This is a genomic window from Bacteroides sp., assembly GCF_028690125.1.
In the GTDB taxonomy this organism is placed as follows: domain Bacteria; phylum Bacteroidota; class Bacteroidia; order Bacteroidales; family Bacteroidaceae; genus Bacteroides.
This window is the reverse complement of sequence record NZ_JAQVBV010000066.1, coordinates 1-15,491: the sequence shown is the minus strand read 5'-3', so window position 1 is coordinate 15,491 and position 15,491 is coordinate 1. Positions and strand designations below refer to the sequence as shown.

The window sequence follows — 15,491 nt, the reverse complement described above, 5'->3', positions numbered from 1 at the left end:
TTGCTATCTTCCAGCAAAGAATCTCCGTAATCATTTCCACCATACCAATTAGAATCCCATCCTCTGATAATTCCTAAACGGTTGCTTATTGGATTAACTTTTTGTCCCATCTACCTTAATTTTGATCTTCGTTATTACTTTTAGAACCAACGAACAATGTTACGTGATTTGAACGTTTGCGAATTCTGTAACCTCTACCCTGAGGTGCCGGTCTCATTCTTTTCAGAGTTGCACCACCATCAACAAAAATCTTAGTTACATATAATTCTCCACTTTCTGCTTTACGTTCGTTTTTCTGCTCCCAGTTAGCAATTGCAGAGCGAAGCAATTTTTCTACTCTTGCAGCAGCTTCTTTTGAAGAAAACTTCAAAACACCAAGTGCTCTGTTCACTTCCATACCGCGAATCATATCTGCAACCAAACGCATCTTACGCGGAGAAGTAGGAACATTTTGCAATTTAGCAAAATACATGGTCTTAAGGGCTTCTTTTCTTTTTTCAGCCGATATCTTTTTTCTTGCTCCCATTATATTTATTACTTTATTATTTCAAATGATCCTGTTATTTTTTCTTGTTACCAGCGTGTCCTCTGAATGTACGAGTTGGAGCGAACTCACCCAACTTGTGTCCTACCATATTTTCGGTAACATAAACAGGAATAAATTTATTTCCATTGTGAACTGCAACAGTATGGCCTACAAAATCAGGCGAAATCATTGAAGCTCTGGCCCAAGTCTTTACTACGACTTTCTTGCCTGATTCATTCATTGCAAGAATTCTCTTTTCAAGTTTAACGTTAATATATGGACCTTTTTTTAATGAACGACTCATAGTTTACTCAATTAATCAGATTACTTTTTTCTTCTCTCAATAATGTACTTAGACGATTGTTTTTTAGGAGCTCTAGTCTTAAGCCCCTTAGCATACAATCCTTTACGAGATCTAGGGTGACCTCCTGAAGCACGTCCTTCACCACCACCCATCGGGTGATCAACCGGGTTCATAACAACACCACGATTACGAGGACGACGTCCTTGCCAACGAGAACGTCCAGCTTTACCTGAACTCTCCAATCCATGATCTGAGTTACCGACACTACCGATAGTAGCTTTACAAGTGCTAAGAATCTGTCTCACTTCACCTGAAGGCAATTTAATTACACAATACTTTCCTTCACGAGAAGTCAGCTGAGCAAAGTTACCTGCTGATCTAACCAAAGCAGCACCCTGACCCGGACGAAGTTCAATATTATGAATTACAGTACCCACCGGAATGTTTTGAAGAGGAAGAGCATTGCCAATCTCTGGCGCTGCATTTTCACCTGACATCAAAGTCGCACCAACTTGCAATCCATTGGGAGCAATAATATATCTTTTTTCCCCATCAGCATAAAATAACAATGCAATACGAGCCGAACGATTTGGATCGTATTCAATAGTTTTAACTGCCGCTGGAACACCGTCTTTATTTCTCTTGAAATCAACAATTCTAATCACTTTTCTGTGACCGCCACCGATGTAGCGCATTGTCATCTTACCTTCGCTATTACGACCTCCAGATGATTTCTTACCATATACAAGAGACTTTTCTGGTACTGATGCAGTAATTTCCTCGAAAGTACCAATAATTTTATGTCTTTGCCCCGGTGTTGTGGGCTTAAATTTACGTACTGCCATTTTTATTAAATATTACTATAAAAATCAATAGTATCCCCTTCTTTCAATGTTACAATTGCTTTTTTAAATGCATTCGTACGACCATTGATAATGCCTGCTTTAGTATAACGGCTTTTATTCTTACCAGCATACTTCACAGTATTCACATCAACTACAGTAACATTATAAAGAGCTTCAATTTCCTTCTTAATTTCCAGTTTGTTAGCATCAGGACGTACAACAAAGCCGAAACGATTCAGCTTATCTGTAATTGCAGTCATTTTCTCTGTTACCAACGGTTTAATAATAATTCCCATTATTTAAGCCTCCTTTTTAAATTAAGATATTGTCAATAGCCTTCAATGAGTTTTCAGTAAGCACAACAACCCCAGCATTTAACACTCTGTAAGTATTTAATCCTGAGATAGTCTGTACATTAGCACCCTCAATGTTACGAGCTGACAAATATACATTTTTATTTGCTTCCGGTAAAACAACAAGCAGCTTTTTATCAGAAACTTTAAGATTTTTTGTCATTGCAACGAAATCTTTTGTCTTTGGAGCTTCAAAAATGAAGTCTTCTACAATAACGATTGCATTGTTTTGAGCTTTATAGGACAAAGCCGACTTGCGAGCCAATGTCTTAACTTTTTTATTCAATTTAAAGAAGTAATCTCTTGGTTTGGGACCGAAAACACGACCACCACCAACAAGTACTGGTGAATTCATATCACCACGACGTGCTCCACCACCACCTTTCTGGCGACCAATTTTACGAGTAGAACCACTGATTTCACTTCTTTCTTTTGACTTATGAGTACCCTGACGCTGATTAGCCATAAATTGTTTTACGTCCAAATAAATAGCGTGGTCGTTGGGCTCAATTCCGAAGATAGATTCGTTTAACGTAACCTTTCTCCCAGTGTCCTCACCTTTAATGTTATATACGTTAACTTCCATTATTTCTCAATTAATACGATTGAACCTTTGCAACCCGGGATAGAACCTTTAATCAAAAGAAGGTTGTGATCCGCGATTACTTTTAATACCTGTAAGTTTTGAACAGTGACTCTGTCACCACCTAGCTGCCCACCCATACGCATTCCTTTGAATACTTTTGCCGGGTATGAACAAGCACCAATGGAACCCGGTTTACGAGCGCGATTATGCTGACCGTGAGTAGCCTGACCTACGCCACCAAAACCATGTCTTTTTACTACACCCTGAAACCCTTTACCTTTAGAAGTACCAACAACATCAACAAAGTTAGCATCGTTGAACATTTCTACAGTAATGGTATCACCCAGATTCAATTCTGTTTCAAATTCCTTGAACTCAGCCAAGTGTCTCTTCGGCGTTACTCCAGCTCTTTTAAAGTGACCCATCAACGGTTTAGTTGTATGCTTTTCCTTTTTGTCTTGGAAACCCAACTGAACAGCCGCATAGCCATCTTTCTCCACTGTTTTAACCTGAGTAACAACACAAGGACCTGCTTCGATAACAGTGCATGGTACATTCTTACCATCGGCACTGAAAACGGATGTCATTCCGATTTTTTTTCCTAATAATCCTGGCATTTCACTAATTTTTAATTATCAAACTTTAATTTCTACTTCGACACCACTTGGCAATTCCAGCTTCATCAGAGCGTCTACTGTTTTAGCTGTTGAGCTATAAATGTCAATCAATCTCTTATAAGAAGAGAGTTCAAACTGTTCACGAGACTTTTTATTAACGAAAGTCGAACGGTTTACAGTAAAGATACGTTTGTGCGTAGGCAGAGGAATTGGACCACTAACAATAGCACCTGTAGCTTTTACAGTTCTTACAATCTTCTCAGCTGATTTATCAACCAAATTGTGGTCGTAAGATTTCAATTTAATTCTAATTTTCTGACTCATTATAATTTTTAATTAAGATAGTTATAAATAAGATAAAGCGACAGGCTAAGAGTCATTCGCTAGCCTGCTGCTTTAGATATTTTAAAGTAAATCTACACGCCCTTTTACCTCTTCCAATACTGCTTTAGCAATAGAAGAAGAAACTTGAGCGTGATGAGAATATGTCATTGAAGAAGTTGCACGCCCAGAAGAAATAGTACGTAAAGAGGTTACATAACCAAACATCTCCGCCAATGGTACCATTGCTTTCACAATACGAGCACCTGAACGACTTGACTCCATGCCTTCAACTTGCCCACGACGTTTGTTCAAATCACCGATAACGTCACCCATATTTTCTTCCGGAGTTACAACTTCCAGTTTCATGATAGGCTCCATCAAAACGGGACCTGCTTTTGCGCAAGCACTTTTATATGCCATCTGAGCACAGATTTCGAATGACAATTGATCAGAATCCACTGGATGGAAAGAACCATCAACCAGCGTTACCTTTAATGAGTCAAGCGGATAGCCAGCCAACACACCATTCTTGATAGCAGCAGAGAATCCTTTCTGAACAGCCGGAATAAACTCCTTAGGAATGTTACCCCCCTTTACTTCATCAACGAACTGCAACCCACCTTCTTTAAAGCTTTCATCAACTGGGCCAACATTTACAATGATGTCGGCAAATTTACCACGACCACCTGACTGCTTCTTGTATACTTCACGTAAGTTTACGGTCTTAGTAATAGCTTCTTTGTAATTAACTTGAGGTTTACCTTGGTTACATTCTACTTTAAACTCACGTCTCAAACGATCAATAATGATATCAAGATGAAGTTCACCCATACCAGAAATCACGGTCTGCCCAGTTTGCTCATCAGATTTCACTGTAAATGTCGGATCTTCCTCTGCCAACTTAGCTAAGCCGATAGAAAGTTTATCCATATCTTTTTGAGTCTTCGGTTCAACTGCAATACCAATTACAGTTTCAGGAAAATCTATAGATTCTAATATAATAGGAGCCGATTCATCGCATAAAGTATCACCAGTATGGATATCTTTAAAGCCTACACCAGCACCGATATCACCAGCTCCGATAACCTCTACCGGATTTTGCTTATTTGAATGCATCTGGAACAAACGTGAAACACGCTCCTTCTTACCCGAACGAGAGTTGTAAATATAAGAACCAGCTTCAATCTTACCCGAATAAACACGGAAGAATGTCAAACGACCAACATAAGGGTCAGTTGCAATTTTAAACGCCAACGCAGATGTCTTCTCTTCTTCACTTGGTTTACGATCTTCTTCAGCACCTGTATCAGGATTTGTACCTACTACATTTTCTGTATCCAACGGTGATGGCAACAACGCACAAACATAATCAAGCAATGTCTGAACTCCTTTATTTTTAAATGAAGAACCACACAACATCGGCACAATAGCCATTGTAACAGTAGCGCTACGAAGAGCTCTTAATATTTCCTCTTCAGTAATAGTTGAAGGATCATCAAAATACTTCTCCATCATAGCATCGTCAAACTCTGCTACTTTTTCGAGCATTTTATCTCTCCATTCATTAGCTTCATCAATGAGGTCAGCTGGAATTTCTTCAACACTATAGTCAGCGCCCATCGTTTCATCATGCCAATAAATAGCTTTCATCTTAACAAGGTCAACCAACCCTTTGAAAGTCTCTTCAGCGCCAATAGGAACAACAATCGGACACGGATTAGCACCTAAGACATCCTTCATCTGTCGCACAACTTCAAAGAAGTCTGCACCAGAACGGTCCATTTTGTTCACATATGCAATACGAGGTACATTATATTTATCAGCTTGACGCCATACTGTTTCTGATTGGGGCTCTACACCACCTACTGCACAGTATGCAGCAACAGCACCATCCAATATACGCAATGAGCGTTCAACTTCAGCAGTAAAGTCAACGTGTCCCGGAGTGTCAATCAAATTAATTTTATAAGTATCATCAACATATTTCCATCTGGTTGTTGTTGCAGCAGATGTAATAGTGATACCGCGTTCTTGCTCCTGCTCCATCCAGTCCATAGTAGCAGCACCATCATGCACCTCACCAATTTTGTGAGTCAATCCCGTGTAAAACAGAATACGTTCAGAAGTTGTAGTTTTTCCAGCATCAATGTGAGCCATGATACCGATATTACGAGTTAAATGTAAATCTTGCTTAGTCATTTTAATCCTTTTACTTTAAGTTTTTAATCAGTTATATCTTAATAAGTATTAGAATCTAAAATGAGCAAATGCACGGTTAGCTTCAGCCATTCTGTGCATATCTTCTTTACGTTTGAATGAGCCACCTTGTTCGTTAAAAGCGTCCATGATTTCAGCAGCCAGTTTATCAGCCATAGATTTACCACCTCTCTTACGAGCATACATAATCAAATTCTTCATTGAAATTGATTCTTTACGATCGGGACGAATCTCTGTAGGAACTTGGAAAGTAGCACCACCTACACGGCGAGACTTTACCTCAACTTGCGGAGTTACATTATCCAAAGCCTTTTTCCAGATTTCAAGAGCTGATTTTTCCTCATTAGGAAGTTTGTTCTTTACAGTTTCCAGAGCAGCATAGAAAATCTCATAAGATGTATTCTTCTTACCATCATACATCAAGTGGTTTACAAACTTAGATACCTTTTGATCACCAAACACAGGATCCGGAAGGATAACGCGTTTTTTCGGTTTTGCTTTTCTCATTTTTTTTGAAAAATAATGTTTTTGTTCTTGGTTGTCTACTTCTTGACTCTTCAACTCTCTCACCAGAGAATTTACTCAACCTTTAGCATTTCCAACAAACTAAAACGAAAGTTATTACTTTAATTTTTAATTAGGATATTTTCACTTCTTCTTACCCTTAACAGGAGCAGCAGCCTGTCCTGGTTTCGGACGTTTAGCACCATATTTAGAACGTCGTTGGGTACGTCCAGCAACACCTGCCGTATCAAGTGTACCACGTACAATGTGATAACGTACACCTGGAAGGTCTTTTACACGACCACCACGTACTAAAACGATTGAGTGTTCTTGCAAATTATGTCCTTCACCCGGAATATACGAGTTTACTTCTTTTTGATTAGTTAAACGTACACGAGCTACTTTACGCATTGCAGAGTTCGGCTTCTTCGGAGTAGTAGTATATACTCTCACGCAAACGCCACGTCTTTGGGGACACGAATCCAAGGCTGGAGATTTACTTTTCTCCACCAGCACTTCGCGTCCTTTTCTTACTAATTGCTGAATTGTAGGCATTTTAATTGTTTTTTGATTTATATTATTGTTATATTAATTTCGTAACTATACATTTTGGGCTGCAAAAATACGAATAATATTTGAATTTTCAATGCGCTACATCTTTTTTTTATTTTTTAATGCTTTGTATATGCCTCATGCTTCGCCTTTTATACAATTTAGAGGAGGTAAAACTGCTTCATCAGAGGTTTTTATCGCACCAAACACATGCTCATACTTTGCTATATTATCTTCTAAAGCATGCAACAAGCGTTTTGCGTGTTCAGGTGATAATATAATACGAGACTGAACACCCGCTTTCGGTATTCCAGGCATTACACGTACAAAATCAAGAATGAATTCTGAACTTGAATGAGTAATAATAGCAAGATTTGCATAAGTTCCCTGCGCAATTTCTTCTTTTAGTTCAATTTGTAATTGACCATTATTATTTTGTTCTTCCATATGAAATGTGATTAAATGTTTTTCTGCAAAATAACATAAATTTCCTGAGACAAAAGTATGTTCGGATAAAAAGAAATAAAAAAGGAGCAAGTGCCAATTGTGGCAATCGCTCCTTTTTACATATAGTCAATTGATTTGTATTATTCTACTTCATTGTAATCAAGTACCGTTTTCTTGTTTGCCAAGATACGATCATACTCTTCTTTAGATCCAACAATAATCTTCTCAAACTCACGCTGACCTGTACCTGCCGGAATCAAGTGACCGCAAATTACATTCTCCTTCATTCCTTCAAGTTTATCAATCTTACCGTTGATTGCAGCTTCATTCAACACTTTCGTAGTTTCCTGGAAGGACGCAGCAGACATAAAGCTTGAAGTCTGTAATGCAGCACGTGTAATACCTTGAAGAATCTGAGTAGATGTAGCAGCAACAGCGTCACGAACATCAACCGGACGTAAATCACGACGTTTCAGCATACTATTCTCATCACGCAACTTACGAGCAGTTACAATCTGTCCAGCTTGCAAATTCTGAGAATCACCTGCATCTACCACCACTTTCTTACCCCAGATACGGTCATTTTCTTCCATGAAATCTAACTTATCTACAACTTGTTGTTCCAAGAAGCGAGTATCACCCGGTTCGTCAATCTGTACCTTACGCATCATCTGACGAACAATAATTTCGAAGTGCTTATCATTGATCTTCACACCTTGCAAACGATATACATCTTGAACTTCATTCACGATATATTCCTGTACAGCCGTAGGACCTTTAATAGCCAAAATATCCGCAGGAGTAGTAGCTCCGTCTGACAATGGTGTACCAGCACGTACATAGTCATTTTCCTGTACCAGAATTTGTTTAGACAATGCAACCAGATACTTCTTCACTTCACCGGTCTTTGAAGTTACAACGATTTCACGATTACCACGTTTGATCTTACCCATTGTAACCTCTCCATCGATTTCGGAAACAACAGCCGGGTTAGACGGATTACGAGCCTCGAACAACTCTGTAACACGAGGAAGACCACCAGTAATATCACCCGCCTTACCTACAGCACGCGGAATCTTCACAATAACTTCACCAGCTTTCACTTTCTGTCCGTTGTCAATGATAACGTGTCCACCTACAGGTAAGTTATAAGTACGGATTAAATCACCATCTTCTGTTAAGATATGAGCCGAAGGAACTTTCGTTTTATCCTTTGACTCAATAATTATAATTTCACGAAGACCAGTAGCTTCATCCGATTCGATCTTATAAGTCACATTCTCAATAACACCTTCAAACTCAATTTTACCTGTGGCCTCAGTGATAATAACAGCATTGAACGGATCCCACTTAGCAATCAGTTTACCCTTTTCTACCAAGTCGCCATCTGATACATATAATGTTGAACCGTAAGGAACATTGTGTGTAGAAAGTACAATCCCAGTATTTATATCAACAAAGCGAACTTCAGCTAAACGTCCTACTACAACTTTCGCAGCTTCGCCCATATCATCTACTATATCTACTGTACGAAGTTCTTCGAACTCCAAACGGGCATTGTTCTTAGCAATAATACTAGCATTTGCTGCTATATTTGCAGCTGTACCACCAGCATGGAATGTACGTAATGTCAGCTGTGTACCCGGCTCACCAATAGACTGAGCAGCAATTACACCGACAGCTTCACCCTTCTGAACCATCTGGCTTGTAGCTAAGTTACGTCCGTAACATTTAGCACAAACACCTTTTTTAGCTTCACAAGTCAATACAGAACGTATTTCTACACTTTCAATCGGAGAATCTTGAATCTTCTTAGCAATTTCTTCTGTAATCTCGTCACCACCGACAACCAGAAGTTCACCTGTAGTAGGATGAATAATATCATGCACGGAAACACGTCCGAGGATACGTTCAAACAGAGTAGCAATTACCTCATCGTTATTCTTCAAATCTGTACAAACCAATCCGCGAAGAGTACCACAGTCTTCCTCAGTAATAATCACATCATGAGAAACGTCTACCAGACGTCGAGTTAAATATCCTGCATCGGCAGTCTTCAACGCTGTATCAGCCAAACCTTTACGGGCACCGTGAGTCGAGATAAAGTACTCCAACACGGATAAACCTTCTTTAAAGTTTGACAAGATTGGGTTCTCAATAATCTGACCACCTTCAGCACCAGCCTTCTGGGGTTTAGCCATCAAACCACGCATACCAGATAACTGGCGAATTTGCTCTTTAGAACCACGGGCACCTGAATCAAGCATCATATAAACAGAATTGAATCCTTGATCATCAGAAGAAATGGTCTTCATCAAGATATTAGATAACTCTGAATTAACATGTGTCCAAATATCGATCACCTGATTATAACGTTCGTTATTGGTAATGAAACCCATATTATAGTTATTCACCACCTGTTCAACTTCATCATAACCCTTCTGCACCAATGCCTCTTTTTCTTTTGGGATAATAATATCACCCAAGTTGAATGACAAACCACCCTTAAATGCCATCTGGTAACCTAAGTTCTTAATTCCATCCAAGAAATCAGCAGCTTTGGCAACACCACATACTTTAATTACATTACTAATAATATCACGTAATGATTTCTTAGAAATAATTTCATTGATATAACCAGCTTCAGGAGGAACAATTTCATTCACAATAACACGTCCTACTGAAGTTTCGCGCATTACATCTATAATATTACCATTCTCATCAATGTCCTTGACGATAACCTTCACTGGAGCATGAATATCTACTCTACCTTCATTATATGCGATCAACGCTTCTTCTGGTCCATAGAATGTCAGTCCCTCACCTTTAGCACCAGCACGCAACTTGGTTATATAATACAAACCAAGAACCATATCCTGTGCTGGCACAGTAATAGGGGCGCCATTTGCCGGATTCAAAATATTATGTGATTGAAGCATCAACATCTGAGCTTCAAGAACTGCTTCATTACTCAACGGCAAGTGAACAGCCATCTGGTCACCATCAAAGTCGGCATTAAACGCCGTACATGCTAATGGATGTAATTGAATAGCCTTACCTTCAATCATTCTTGGCTGGAATGCCTGAATACCTAGACGGTGCAATGTCGGCGCACGGTTCAATAAGACTGGATGACCTTTCATTACATGTTCAAGAATGTCCCAGATTACCGGTTCCTTACGGTCTACGATTTTCTTTGCAGACTTAACAGTCTTTACAATACCACGTTCAATCAATTTGCGAATGATAAACGGCTTATATAACTCAGCAGCCATCAATTTAGGAATACCACATTCGCCCATTCTCAATTCTGGCCCCACAACAATAACCGAACGTGCAGAGTAATCGACACGTTTACCCAGCAAGTTCTGGCGGAAACGTCCTTGTTTACCTTTCAAACTATCAGACAAAGATTTCAACGGACGGTTTGCATCAGTCTTAACAGCACTTGATTTACGCGAGTTATCGAACAATGAGTCTACAGATTCCTGAAGCATACGTTTTTCATTACGCAAAATTACTTCTGGAGCCTTGATTTCAATCAAACGTTTTAAACGATTATTACGAATAATCACACGACGGTAAAGATCATTCAAGTCAGACGTAGCGAAACGACCACCATCCAAAGGTACTAACGGACGAAGCTCAGGAGGAATAACCGGTACAATACGTACAATCATCCATTCCGGTTTATTACGTCCACGTGAAGAACGGAAAGATTCTACCACCTGAAGACGTTTCAATGCTTCATTCTTACGTTGCTGAGAAGCATCGTTACTTGCGCGGTGACGAAGTTCGTAAGACAAAGCATCCAAATCCAAATGAGCCAACAAGTCATAAATAGCTTCAGCTCCCATCTTAGCGATAAACTTATTCGGATCGTTATCTTCAAGATATTGATTCTCTTTTGGAAGAGTATCCAAAATATCCAGATATTCTTCTTCAGAAAGCAAATCAAATTCTGCTATGCCATCTTCAGCTTTTACACCAGGCTGAATAACAACATAACGTTCGTAGTATATAATAGAATCCAACTTCTTTGTCGGCAATCCAAGTAAATAACCAATCTTATTCGGAAGTGAACGGAAATACCAGATATGAGCTACAGGCACTACCAACTGAATATGTCCCATACGTTCACGGCGTACTTTCTTCTCTGTAACTTCCACACCACAACGGTCGCAGACGATACCTTTATAACGGATACGTTTGTATTTACCGCAATGGCATTCGTAATCCTTGATAGGACCGAATATACGTTCGCAGAACAAACCGTCACGTTCAGGTTTGTACGTACGGTAATTAATGGTTTCAGGCTTCAAAACTTCACCACTCGAATTCTCAAGGATTTCTTCCGGAGAAGCCAGACCTATTGAGATCTTCGAGAAATTACTTTTCGTCTTATTTTCTTTTCTAAAAGCCATACTCTATATAATTGAGATTTTGATAATTGAATCTTTGGAAAATGAAGAATATGCAGGTGCCAACAAGCCCTCAACGGCATACTGACACCTACAGTCTTCTATATTATTCTAGGTTGATACTCAAACCTAAACCTCTTAACTCGTGTAACAATACGTTCAGAGATTCTGGAATACCCGGTTGTGGCATCGGTTCACCCTTCACTATTGCTTCATAAGCCTTCGAACGTCCTACAACGTCATCCGACTTAATTGTCAAGATTTCCTGCAAGATATGAGCAGCGCCGAAACCTTCGAGTGCCCAAACCTCCATTTCTCCGAAACGCTGACCACCAAATTGAGCCTTACCACCAAGAGGTTGCTGAGTAATCAATGAATACGGACCGATAGAACGAGCATGCATCTTATCTTCAACCATGTGACCCAATTTCAACATATAAGTCACACCAACAGTTGCCGGTTGGTCAAAATGTTCACCAGTACCACCATCGCAAAGATAAGTCTTACAATAGCGAGGTAATCCCGCTTTGTCTGTCCACTCATTCAAGTCGTCCATTGTTGCACCGTCAAAAATAGGAGTTGCAAATTTCATGCCCAGAGCTTTTCCGGCACGTCCTAATACCGCTTCAAAAATTTGACCGATGTTCATACGAGAAGGCACACCCAACGGATTCAATACGATATCAACCGGAGTACCATCCGCCAAGAACGGCATATCTTCCTGACGCACCACACGTGACACAATACCTTTATTACCATGACGACCTGCCATCTTATCTCCTACACCAATCTTACGTTTCTTAGCAATATATACTTTAGCCATCTGAATGATACCTGCTGGAAGTTCATCACCAATAGTGATAGCAAACTTCTTACGTTTCAGTTCAGCATCCAGTTCTTTATATTTCTTGATAAAGTTCATCACCAAGTCACGAATCATACTATTCGTATGATCATCATTTGTCCAATTGCTCAACTGAATAGAGGTGAAGTCAAGCGAATCAAAATCAGATGCACTAAATTTAGCACCTTTGGCAATTACTTCTGCACCCAGATAATCTTTCACACCTTGAGAAACTTTATTTTCGGTCAGAGTCATCAACTTCTTAACCAAGACACGTTTCAAATTAGCGACTTTCGATTCGAACTCATCATCAATCTTAGGCAACAAAGCCTTATCTGCCAATTTTGAACTACGATTCTTAATTACCCGTGAGAACAACTTCTTATCAATTACCACACCTTTCAAGGATGGAGAAGCTTTTAACGAAGCATCTTTCACATCGCCCGCCTTATCGCCGAAAATTGCACGAAGCAATTTTTCTTCCGGTGAAGGATCAGATTCACCTTTCGGAGTAATTTTACCAATCATAATATCACCCGGTTCAATACGAGCACCGATTCTTACGATACCATTTTCATCCAAGTCTTTAGTTGCCTCTTCACTTACGTTAGGAATATCAGAAGTCAATTCCTCCATACCACGTTTTGTTTCACGAACTTCCAATGAATATTCTTCAACGTGAACAGAAGTCAATAAGTCTTCACGCACCACACGTTCATTCAAAACAATAGCATCTTCATAGTTATATCCCTTCCATGGCATATAAGCTACCAGCAAGTTCTTACCCAAAGCTAACTCACCATTTTCAGTTGAATAACCTTCCGTCAAAATATCACCAGTTTTTACACGCTGACCTTTGTTACAAATAGGACGCAAGTCAATTGTCATGTTCTGGTTAGTCTTACGGAACTTCGGAATCCTATATTCTTTCAAAGCAGGTTCGAAACTTACGAATTCTTCATCCTCACTACGATCATACAAAATACGAATTGTAGTAGCATCAACGAAATCGATAACACCGTCTCCTTCAGCAGTAACCTGTGTACGAGAGTCTCTTACCAACTGACGCTCAATACCAGTACCCACAATCGGAGCTTCGCTTCTCAACAAAGGAACAGCCTGACGCATCATATTCGATCCCATCAAGGCACGGTTAGCATCATCATGTTCAAGGAACGGAATCAAAGAAGCTGCGATTGATGCAATTTGCTGAGGAGAAACATCCATCAGATCAACTTCCAAAGGTTCAACAACCGGGAAGTCTGCATCTTGACGAGATTTTACTTTATTACGAATAAAGGTACCGTCATCATTCAACGGAGCATTACCCTGGGCAATAACCTTTTCTTCTTCTTCTTCAGCAGTTAAATATATTAAACCATTATCCGAAAGATCCACCTTTCCATTATCCACCTTACGGTATGGAGTTTCAATGAATCCCAAGTCATTTATCTTAGCGAATACACACAGCGAAGAAATCAAACCTATGTTCGGACCTTCAGGAGTCTCAATCGGGCAAAGACGACCATAGTGCGTATAGTGAACGTCACGAACCTCAAATCCGGCACGTTCACGAGATAGACCACCAGGACCCAATGCAGACATACGACGTTTGTGAGTAATTTCAGCCAACGGATTCGTCTGGTCCATAAACTGAGACAATGCATTCGTTCCAAAGAATGAATTAATCACAGAGGAAATAGTCTTCGCATTAATCAAATCAATTGGAGTAAAGACTTCATTGTCGCGAACGTTCATACGCTCGCGAATTGTGCGAGACATACGAGCCAAACCAACAGCAAACTGATTAGAAAGCTGTTCACCTACTGTACGTACACGACGGTTACTCAAGTGGTCAATATCATCCACATCTGCTTTTGAGTTAATTAACTCAATCAGATATTTAATAATTTCAATAATATCTTCCTTTGTGAGGACACGTACATCCATATCTGTCGTCAGATTCAACTTCTTGTTGATTCTATAACGACCTACATCACCAAGGTCATATCGTTTTTCAGAGAAGAACAAGTTATTGATAACTTCGCGAGCACTTGCATCGTCAGCCGGGTCAGCATTACGCAACTGCCGGTAAATGTACAATACAGCCTCTTTTTCGGAGTTACTTGGGTCCTTCTGCAACGTATTATATATGATAGAGAAATCGGATTGATTTGGTTCATCCTTATGCAAGAGGATATTCTGAACGCCCGATTCCAAAATTTCATCAATATGCTCCTCATCCAAAACGGTTTCGCGGTCAATAATAACCTCATTACGTTCGATTGAAACCACTTCACCTGTATCTTCATCAACGAAATCTTCAATCCAAGTTTTCAAGACACGTGCAGCCAACTTACGACCCTGCACTTTCTTCAGATTTGTCTTGTTTACCTTCACATCTTCTGCAAGATTGAAAATCTCAAGAATGTCTTTATCATTTTCGAAACCAATAGCGCGTAACAGAGTTGTAACGGGCAACTTCTTTTTACGGTCGATGTATGCATACATCACATTATTGATATCAGTGGCAAACTCAATCCACGAACCTTTAAACGGAATAATACGAGCCGAATAAAGTTTTGTACCATTGGCATGCACGCTCTGACCGAAGAATACACCCGGAGAACGGTGAAGCTGTGACACAACTACACGTTCGGCACCATTGATGACAAAAGTCGCTTTGTCAGTCATATAAGGGATCGGGCCGAGGAATACGTCCTGAATTACTGTATCAAAATCCTCATGATCGGGGTCTGTACAGTAAAGCTTAAGTTTCGCTTTTAAAGGAACACTATAAGTGAGCCCACGCTCTATACAATCATCGATGGTATAACGCGGCGGATCAATATAATAATCCAAAAACTCAAGAACAAAATTGTTTCTTGTATCGGCAATAGGGAAGTTTTCAGCAAATACTTTATACAAACCCTCATTCTTACGCTTTTCAG

At 39.7% G+C, this 15,491-nt stretch carries 13 protein-coding genes and 1 pseudogene; all 14 read right to left on the bottom strand.

Annotated elements, in window-relative coordinates; translation table 11 throughout:
- Positions 1-110, bottom strand: a pseudogene (locus tag PHO71_RS23620) (30S ribosomal protein S3); the annotation flags it as partial.
- A 5-nt stretch (positions 111-115) separates the two neighbouring features.
- On the bottom strand, positions 116-526 hold the full coding sequence (rplV, locus tag PHO71_RS23615; protein WP_025075458.1) for a 50S ribosomal protein L22: 411 nt from the start codon (positions 524-526) through the stop codon (positions 116-118).
- Positions 527-560: 34 nt separating this feature from the next.
- A complete protein-coding gene (gene rpsS / locus PHO71_RS23610; protein ID WP_007747939.1) occupies positions 561-830 on the bottom strand; it encodes a 30S ribosomal protein S19 in 270 nt (89 codons plus the stop codon).
- 20 nt (positions 831-850) lie between these two features.
- The gene (gene rplB, locus PHO71_RS23605; RefSeq protein ID WP_300208332.1) at positions 851-1,675 is read right to left on the bottom strand and encodes a 50S ribosomal protein L2; all 825 of its coding nucleotides are present in this window, start codon (positions 1,673-1,675) and stop codon (positions 851-853) included.
- 5 nt (positions 1,676-1,680) lie between these two features.
- Complete coding sequence (rplW, locus tag PHO71_RS23600) at positions 1,681-1,971, bottom strand: 50S ribosomal protein L23 (protein ID WP_300208330.1); 291 nt, start codon at positions 1,969-1,971, stop codon at positions 1,681-1,683.
- Positions 1,972-1,987: 16 nt separating this feature from the next.
- Positions 1,988-2,614, bottom strand: a complete 627-nt coding sequence (rplD, locus tag PHO71_RS23595; protein WP_300208328.1) for a 50S ribosomal protein L4 — start codon at positions 2,612-2,614, stop codon at positions 1,988-1,990.
- Positions 2,614-3,231 (bottom strand): 50S ribosomal protein L3, encoded by a 618-nt coding sequence (gene rplC, locus PHO71_RS23590; protein WP_300208325.1) that lies wholly within the window; start codon positions 3,229-3,231, stop codon positions 2,614-2,616. The genes rplD and rplC overlap by 1 nt, the downstream gene beginning before the upstream one ends.
- A gap of 18 nt (positions 3,232-3,249) precedes the next feature.
- On the bottom strand, positions 3,250-3,555 hold the full coding sequence (rpsJ, locus tag PHO71_RS23585; protein WP_002558075.1) for a 30S ribosomal protein S10: 306 nt from the start codon (positions 3,553-3,555) through the stop codon (positions 3,250-3,252).
- Between the two features lie 81 nt (positions 3,556-3,636).
- The gene (gene fusA, locus PHO71_RS23580) at positions 3,637-5,754 is read right to left on the bottom strand and encodes an elongation factor G (RefSeq protein ID WP_300208321.1); all 2,118 of its coding nucleotides are present in this window, start codon (positions 5,752-5,754) and stop codon (positions 3,637-3,639) included.
- 48 nt (positions 5,755-5,802) lie between these two features.
- Positions 5,803-6,279 (bottom strand): 30S ribosomal protein S7, encoded by a 477-nt coding sequence (rpsG, locus tag PHO71_RS23575; protein ID WP_300208318.1) that lies wholly within the window; start codon positions 6,277-6,279, stop codon positions 5,803-5,805.
- A gap of 141 nt (positions 6,280-6,420) precedes the next feature.
- Positions 6,421-6,831, bottom strand: coding sequence for a 30S ribosomal protein S12 (rpsL, locus tag PHO71_RS23570; protein WP_042366837.1), 411 nt, complete (start codon positions 6,829-6,831; stop codon positions 6,421-6,423).
- Positions 6,832-6,966: 135 nt separating this feature from the next.
- Positions 6,967-7,275, bottom strand: a complete 309-nt coding sequence (locus PHO71_RS23565; RefSeq protein ID WP_300208313.1) for a DUF3467 domain-containing protein — start codon at positions 7,273-7,275, stop codon at positions 6,967-6,969.
- A 140-nt stretch (positions 7,276-7,415) separates the two neighbouring features.
- Positions 7,416-11,699 (bottom strand): DNA-directed RNA polymerase subunit beta', encoded by a 4,284-nt coding sequence (gene rpoC / locus PHO71_RS23560; RefSeq protein WP_300208311.1) that lies wholly within the window; start codon positions 11,697-11,699, stop codon positions 7,416-7,418.
- Between the two features lie 103 nt (positions 11,700-11,802).
- The coding region (gene rpoB / locus PHO71_RS23555) for a DNA-directed RNA polymerase subunit beta (RefSeq protein WP_300208310.1) at positions 11,803-15,491 on the bottom strand (3,689 nt) is incomplete at its 5' end.

Bases quoted from the DNA above. Each gene is read 5' to 3' on its own strand.
- rpsJ (WP_002558075.1), bottom strand. From the start codon at position 3,555: ATGAGTCAGAAAATTAGAATTAAATTGAAATCTTACGACCACAATTTG.
- rplV (WP_025075458.1), bottom strand. From the start codon at position 526: ATGGGAGCAAGAAAAAAGATATCGGCTGAAAAAAGAAAAGAAGCCCTT.
- rplW (WP_300208330.1), bottom strand. From the start codon at position 1,971: ATGGGAATTATTATTAAACCGTTGGTAACAGAGAAAATGACTGCAATT.
- rpsL (WP_042366837.1), bottom strand. From the start codon at position 6,831: ATGCCTACAATTCAGCAATTAGTAAGAAAAGGACGCGAAGTGCTGGTG.
- rpsG (WP_300208318.1), bottom strand. From the start codon at position 6,279: ATGAGAAAAGCAAAACCGAAAAAACGCGTTATCCTTCCGGATCCTGTG.
- rplC (WP_300208325.1), bottom strand. From the start codon at position 3,231: ATGCCAGGATTATTAGGAAAAAAAATCGGAATGACATCCGTTTTCAGT.
- rpsS (WP_007747939.1), bottom strand. From the start codon at position 830: ATGAGTCGTTCATTAAAAAAAGGTCCATATATTAACGTTAAACTTGAA.
- rplB (WP_300208332.1), bottom strand. From the start codon at position 1,675: ATGGCAGTACGTAAATTTAAGCCCACAACACCGGGGCAAAGACATAAA.
- fusA (WP_300208321.1), bottom strand. From the start codon at position 5,754: ATGACTAAGCAAGATTTACATTTAACTCGTAATATCGGTATCATGGCT.
- rpoC (WP_300208311.1), bottom strand. From the start codon at position 11,699: ATGGCTTTTAGAAAAGAAAATAAGACGAAAAGTAATTTCTCGAAGATC.
- rplD (WP_300208328.1), bottom strand. From the start codon at position 2,614: ATGGAAGTTAACGTATATAACATTAAAGGTGAGGACACTGGGAGAAAG.
- PHO71_RS23565 (WP_300208313.1), bottom strand. From the start codon at position 7,275: ATGGAAGAACAAAATAATAATGGTCAATTACAAATTGAACTAAAAGAA.